This window comes from Niallia taxi, from assembly GCF_004005475.1.
Taxonomy (GTDB): Bacteria; Bacillota; Bacilli; order Bacillales; family Cytobacillaceae; genus Niallia; species Niallia taxi.
Window position 1 is genome coordinate 1 of the sequence record NZ_RZTZ01000043.1, and the last position, 4,984, is coordinate 4,984.

The 4,984-nt window shown below is 32.6% G+C and carries 3 protein-coding genes; 1 reads left to right on the plus strand and 2 read right to left on the minus strand.

Annotated features, from left to right (window positions below):
• Nucleotides 1-869: 869 nt before the first annotated feature.
• Together EM808_RS28260 and EM808_RS28265 are read right to left on the minus strand one after the other, a co-directional pair.
• The gene (locus EM808_RS28260) at nucleotides 870-1,400 is read right to left on the minus strand and encodes an Imm6 family immunity protein (RefSeq protein ID WP_164849830.1); all 531 of its coding nucleotides are present in this window, start codon (nucleotides 1,398-1,400) and stop codon (nucleotides 870-872) included.
• A 12-nt stretch (nucleotides 1,401-1,412) separates the two neighbouring features.
• Nucleotides 1,413-3,386 (minus strand): ribonuclease YeeF family protein, encoded by a 1,974-nt coding sequence (locus tag EM808_RS28265; RefSeq protein ID WP_164849831.1) that lies wholly within the window; start codon nucleotides 3,384-3,386, stop codon nucleotides 1,413-1,415.
• Nucleotides 3,387-3,805: 419 nt separating this feature from the next.
• On the opposite strand from EM808_RS28265, the gene EM808_RS28270 reads away from it, so the two are divergent.
• The gene (locus EM808_RS28270; protein WP_127743129.1) at nucleotides 3,806-4,090 is read left to right on the plus strand and encodes a CPCC family cysteine-rich protein; all 285 of its coding nucleotides are present in this window, start codon (nucleotides 3,806-3,808) and stop codon (nucleotides 4,088-4,090) included.
• Nucleotides 4,091-4,984 lie beyond the last annotated feature (894 nt).

Genomic DNA, 4,984 nt, shown 5'->3' on the forward strand with positions numbered 1-4,984 from the left:
TCGTTACTTCTGATACGCCATATTCGCTGCTTAATTCTTTAACCGGGCTGCCGGAATGATACAAATCCACAATCGTTTTCTTAAAATCATCGTTATATTTTTTGCCTGCAGGTTTACGTTCCAATTCTGACACATCCTCTCAAAATAATTGTAAGGACTTAATTAAATTGTGTCCATGAAACTATACTAACTCCAGAAGATAGTGTAAGCCTACAAAAACAGCATTTGTTAAAGTACATCCAAACAAATAACCTGAATATCGTAAAACCAAATGTCTATCAAATTAATGACTATTACACCATCCAACACGCCCTTTTATATGACTTGGATAAATTTGAAATAACAAAAGTAGATTACCTACTATATTACTCCAAAGAAGTAATGGAAGACTTTGTTTATATCTATCCAGATTATTGGTTTTTATTAAAAAACCACTTCAATTTTGTGATTTCTTTAAAGAGCCTAAATACATTTGGGGATAACTCTTCTTCATTAATTAGTTAATAAAAACAGCTAGATTGTTGTATTTTTATCCCTATATCTAATTATCTTTAAATAATATCCTGGTAATCATTAAGCGTTAAGGATTAAATAGATTGTATTGCTTATCAATAAAGACCTTAATAGATCAACTGCCCTCTTAATTTTAATTTGCCCCCTAGAAAAAGGTTGCCACTAAGGCAACCTTGGTAATAATTTGTATTTTATGAACTCATTCTTGAATTATGATGCATGATTTATCAGGTGGAATGAAGAAGCAAAGTTTTAGACAAATTATAGAATGACAAATGAGTATTATTTTTTTGTATAAACAAAAGTATAAAATCCGTCAGCTTCTCCGGTTTTTAACTTAATAGCAGACGGTCGTTTCAGTTTTGATAATGTTCAGTATCCCTAATAACCTCAAGCTGAGCACGATTTTGGATTAATTCTGGGATTTGATTTTCATTTATTTGTTCTAAGATTGACATTAGTCTTTCCGCAATAAGCCTATTAGCTTGTGTTGTTTGATAGAAACCTTCTAAAAATTGTTCTACCAGGCTCTCATCAACGTTTTCAATAGGAGCAGGTAAATATTCTTGACCTTCATTTTGGAATGCCATCCAATTTGTATAAGAAACAGCATCAACAATGCAGCCAAATGCTAGTTCTTTTAACTCTTCTGTTTCATCTTGCATTAGCATAAATAGACCAGTTTCCTCTGTTCCATCATCTAACAAATTGTAAATATCGTCAGCTGAATGTTCTTTGTTTTGGAGCCATCCCCAGCAGGTTTTCAAGGCATTCTTTACTGCCTCAAAATTTGGAGAGGTTGATAACTCATCAACGACTGTCTCACTTAACCCCAATAAAAAAAGAACTTGTTTATCCGCATTTAATTTTTCAAATTTTTTTAACATATTACCCTCCATCTACTCAACGAACTTACCATTTTTAAGTTCGAATTCTTGCTTACCTGACACACGAACACCTTCTTTTAGCTGTGTCGTCACAACAATTCTTAAGTTCGGATACTTGTCTGTAAACTGTTTGAAAATACCAGCAGCTTTCTTTGGATTAGTTATTCCTTGTGTACAAATTGAACATACACCTGTTGGATTAGATTGATGCATGTAAATGGTTCCTTTTACATCACTAGGATCTATTCCCAACTCTTTAATAGCTGCATCAAATTCCGCAATAACGCCTTCTTCTGCGTGTTTTAAAAATTGAATATGTCTTGGGTTGGATTGACTGTATGGTGCTTGTATATCCCGGTCAGGGTAAATATCATCCAAGTCTTTCAAACCAGCTTCCCTTCGAACTTTAATTGAGCCTCCTTTAAATACTTTATCTTCTAAACCTGGTATGTCAACTGTCTTTCCAACCGCTATAGTATGGGTTTCAGGAACTTTCCAATCTTTTCGAATACCATCCAAATCAGTATCTTTCAAAACAGTTTCTACTTTAGCTTTACTTACCTTATTGCTGCGTCCTGATAACATACTTAATAGCTCTTCTTTTTCGCTATTCACTGAATTTGAGTTTAAAGACTTCGATTCACGAAGCATATTACCATTACCATCTGCCATTTTTAACTGTGGACCATAATTATTTAATTGATTACTCAAATTATCTAACCATGCTTGGGTTACATCTTTCCCTTGTTTCCCTAACTGTACAGAAGAATGAACAGCCTGCTGTCCTAATCTGTTAGCTTCCCTAGCCACACTTGGTACAAATGGTAAACCAGCAAAAATCCCCTGTGCAAGACTGGCTTTTCTTTGCTCATCTGTTAATTCGTTGCCCAACATATCTTTTCCAGTTAGATATTCAGACAAACCATTTGCAGAAATTAGGCCATAAATACCCATCTCTGTTTTTTCCAATGTAGAAAAGGAACGAACATTCTTATAGGCACTCATCGCATGATCAGCAGCACTAATTCCCTTCGTAGCGGAGTAAATGCCTTTACCACCCTTAACAGCTCTTCCTGCCCAACCTACAACAGGAATAAATCCAGCTAGTGCCATAGCTCCTGCAGTTACTCTTTGAGTAGTAGAAAGCTTTTCTCCTGTTACAGGATCTACTCCCTCAGTTGCCCTTTTATAATCATAATACCCACTAAATTCTCCTGCAAATGTTTTGGTTCCTTCCCAAAAATCTTCATACCAAGGACGATTTTCTATTTCTCTGGCTTCATTTTCATCTTTCTTAAACGTTAGATAATTTGCAGTAACTTCTTCTGCTTTTGACTTTACTTGGTAAGCTTCACTAGCATGAAAAGCTTCAGCATTAAAGTTAATAGGAGTGATACTGTTACCCTGTTTAGTAGCTTCTAATAAAGCACTAAATAATTGAATTACATAACCTTCTTCTCCCTCAGAAGAATTATATTCTTCCTTTAGCTCTTGATCTATTTCATCTATCGCATCAAGTGTTTTGGTTCTTTTTTTATGTATTTCCTCCATTTTCTCATCGAACGAGGAGCGGGAGAAGGAATCTAATGATACTAGATCTTCTATCTCTCTAAAGATATTGTCTAAATCCTTCTTTTGCTCTGTAATCATTTCATCCGCTATTCTTTCCTTCTGGGCAAGGTCATTTTCTAAAAAGTCTGTTTCGGCCCTTGTGTTGCCTCCTAAATCTTTATCTTGGAGCTTACCTGTAACCCCTTCAAAAAAAGCAATTTGCCTGTCTATGAGTCGCTGCCAAGCTTCTACTACCTCAATTTGGCCCTGGTAAAAATCTTTTATTGCTTTAGCACCTTTTCCTTCAAAGTCGTCTAAATCAACTATTTCATTAAATGCTTTTCTTAATTGATTAAATTGTTCTCGTAGATTTTTATAATGTGTTGCTCTAGCTTCCGTAGAATCTTGCAAACTAGTAGAGTCTATAACTTTCATACTATCTCCTCTCCTATTAAGGATTAGAAAAACCATCATTTCTAATTTTACCACTAAAATGGAAATGCCCCATCGAACTAATTACTCAAAATAAAAAAGACACTTTAACATAGTTTAAATGTCTTGAATGAAGAATTTGTTTGTACTTTACCGGTTGGTTGCCCATAAAGTTGATTAGACAGATATGATGATATGGGTTACTTTAAAAAGGTAGAGCAATTCTATAAAAATAGAAACAATTCTGGGTAGCAAAAAATTTTAGAGGTAGTGAAAATGCAATTAAAGTTTATCAAGTCTCAACAAATTCCTTCGGATCGTATACGACAAGTGGAAAACAAAAACTTATTTCAAACCTAGCAATGGTAGGTCTTATTGGAACACACAAGAAATATCAATAAATATAGAGGTGTAAGCTTATTATGAAGAATTTTGACTTGCATACATGTCCATGTTGTGGTTATAAAACATTAGAGGATCGTCGTGAATGGTCAACATGTCAAGTATGTATATGGAACGATGATGAAATTCAAGCTGATAAACCAGATTTTAAAGGTGGACCAAATAAGGGAGTATCGTTAAGAGAAGCTCAAAAAAACTTTAAAGAAATTGGCGTGTGTTCAATATATATGCTGGAAAGAAAAAAAACATCTGCTTCATTGAGGTATAAGAAGGATAGTAATTTTAAACCCTTAGAGCAATATTAATTACTAAGAAGAACATTGCAGAAAAAAACCTTACTTTTAGTAAGGTTTTTTATATGTCTTTATGTAAGTAATGGATTTGAGTCAATAATTTGGACACAAATCCACTCCTAATACTTTGCGTTCTATATTAGATAACTCTCGGATACTATTTTGATGTATTATAGTTCGGTTAATTTCTAATGGTAAATGTAATATACTGAATTCCATATGCTCCTCCTGGCCTTTAAGATAATAATAAAATATATTACTGTAGGAACTAACATTTATTTTTTCTACTTATTTCACGTAAAATGATTAAAAGACAACTAAAAAACGTCCATAAACTTCTTTATCGACAAGTATGTTAATAAATATTTAACTAGTTAATTTACATTTCCTAATTATAACAATAAATAGTTCATTAATACTATGAAATCGTATATTAATAAAAATTTAATTAGTATACTCCAATTTATTTAATGGAGTATTGAACGAATTAACAAAAACTAGTATTAAAAGTTATAATTGTTCCATGATAAGTAAATAAAATTTATACCTTACATTTACCACTTTTAGATAGACGGAAGATCTAAGGTATAAAAGTAACTCTCATCCTAATATATTCGTAATTTACAAATGATTAAAAGTAAATTGAAGACAGATATACAGACAATAAAAAAAGAGAATGACCAAAAATTGGTACATTCTCTTAATGAAAATTTAAATTAGATAAATATAAGTGTTTAATAGTAATTTAATTTTAATTCTTTCAAATTTATTTTCCAGAGTGGAGTTAGTATAGTTTCATGGACACAATTTAATTAAGTCCTTACAATTATTTTGAGAGGATGTGTCCGAATTGGAACGTAAACCTGCAGGCAAAAAATATAACGATGATTTTAAGAAAACGATTGT

What these genes read in the sequence shown, in the direction of transcription:
- EM808_RS28260 (WP_164849830.1), bottom strand. Translation starts at nt 1,400, where the DNA reads ATGTTAAAAAAATTTGAAAAATTAAATGCGGATAAACAAGTTCTTTTT.
- EM808_RS28265 (WP_164849831.1), bottom strand. Translation starts at nt 3,386, where the DNA reads ATGAAAGTTATAGACTCTACTAGTTTGCAAGATTCTACGGAAGCTAGA.
- EM808_RS28270 (WP_127743129.1), top strand. Translation starts at nt 3,806, where the DNA reads ATGAAGAATTTTGACTTGCATACATGTCCATGTTGTGGTTATAAAACA.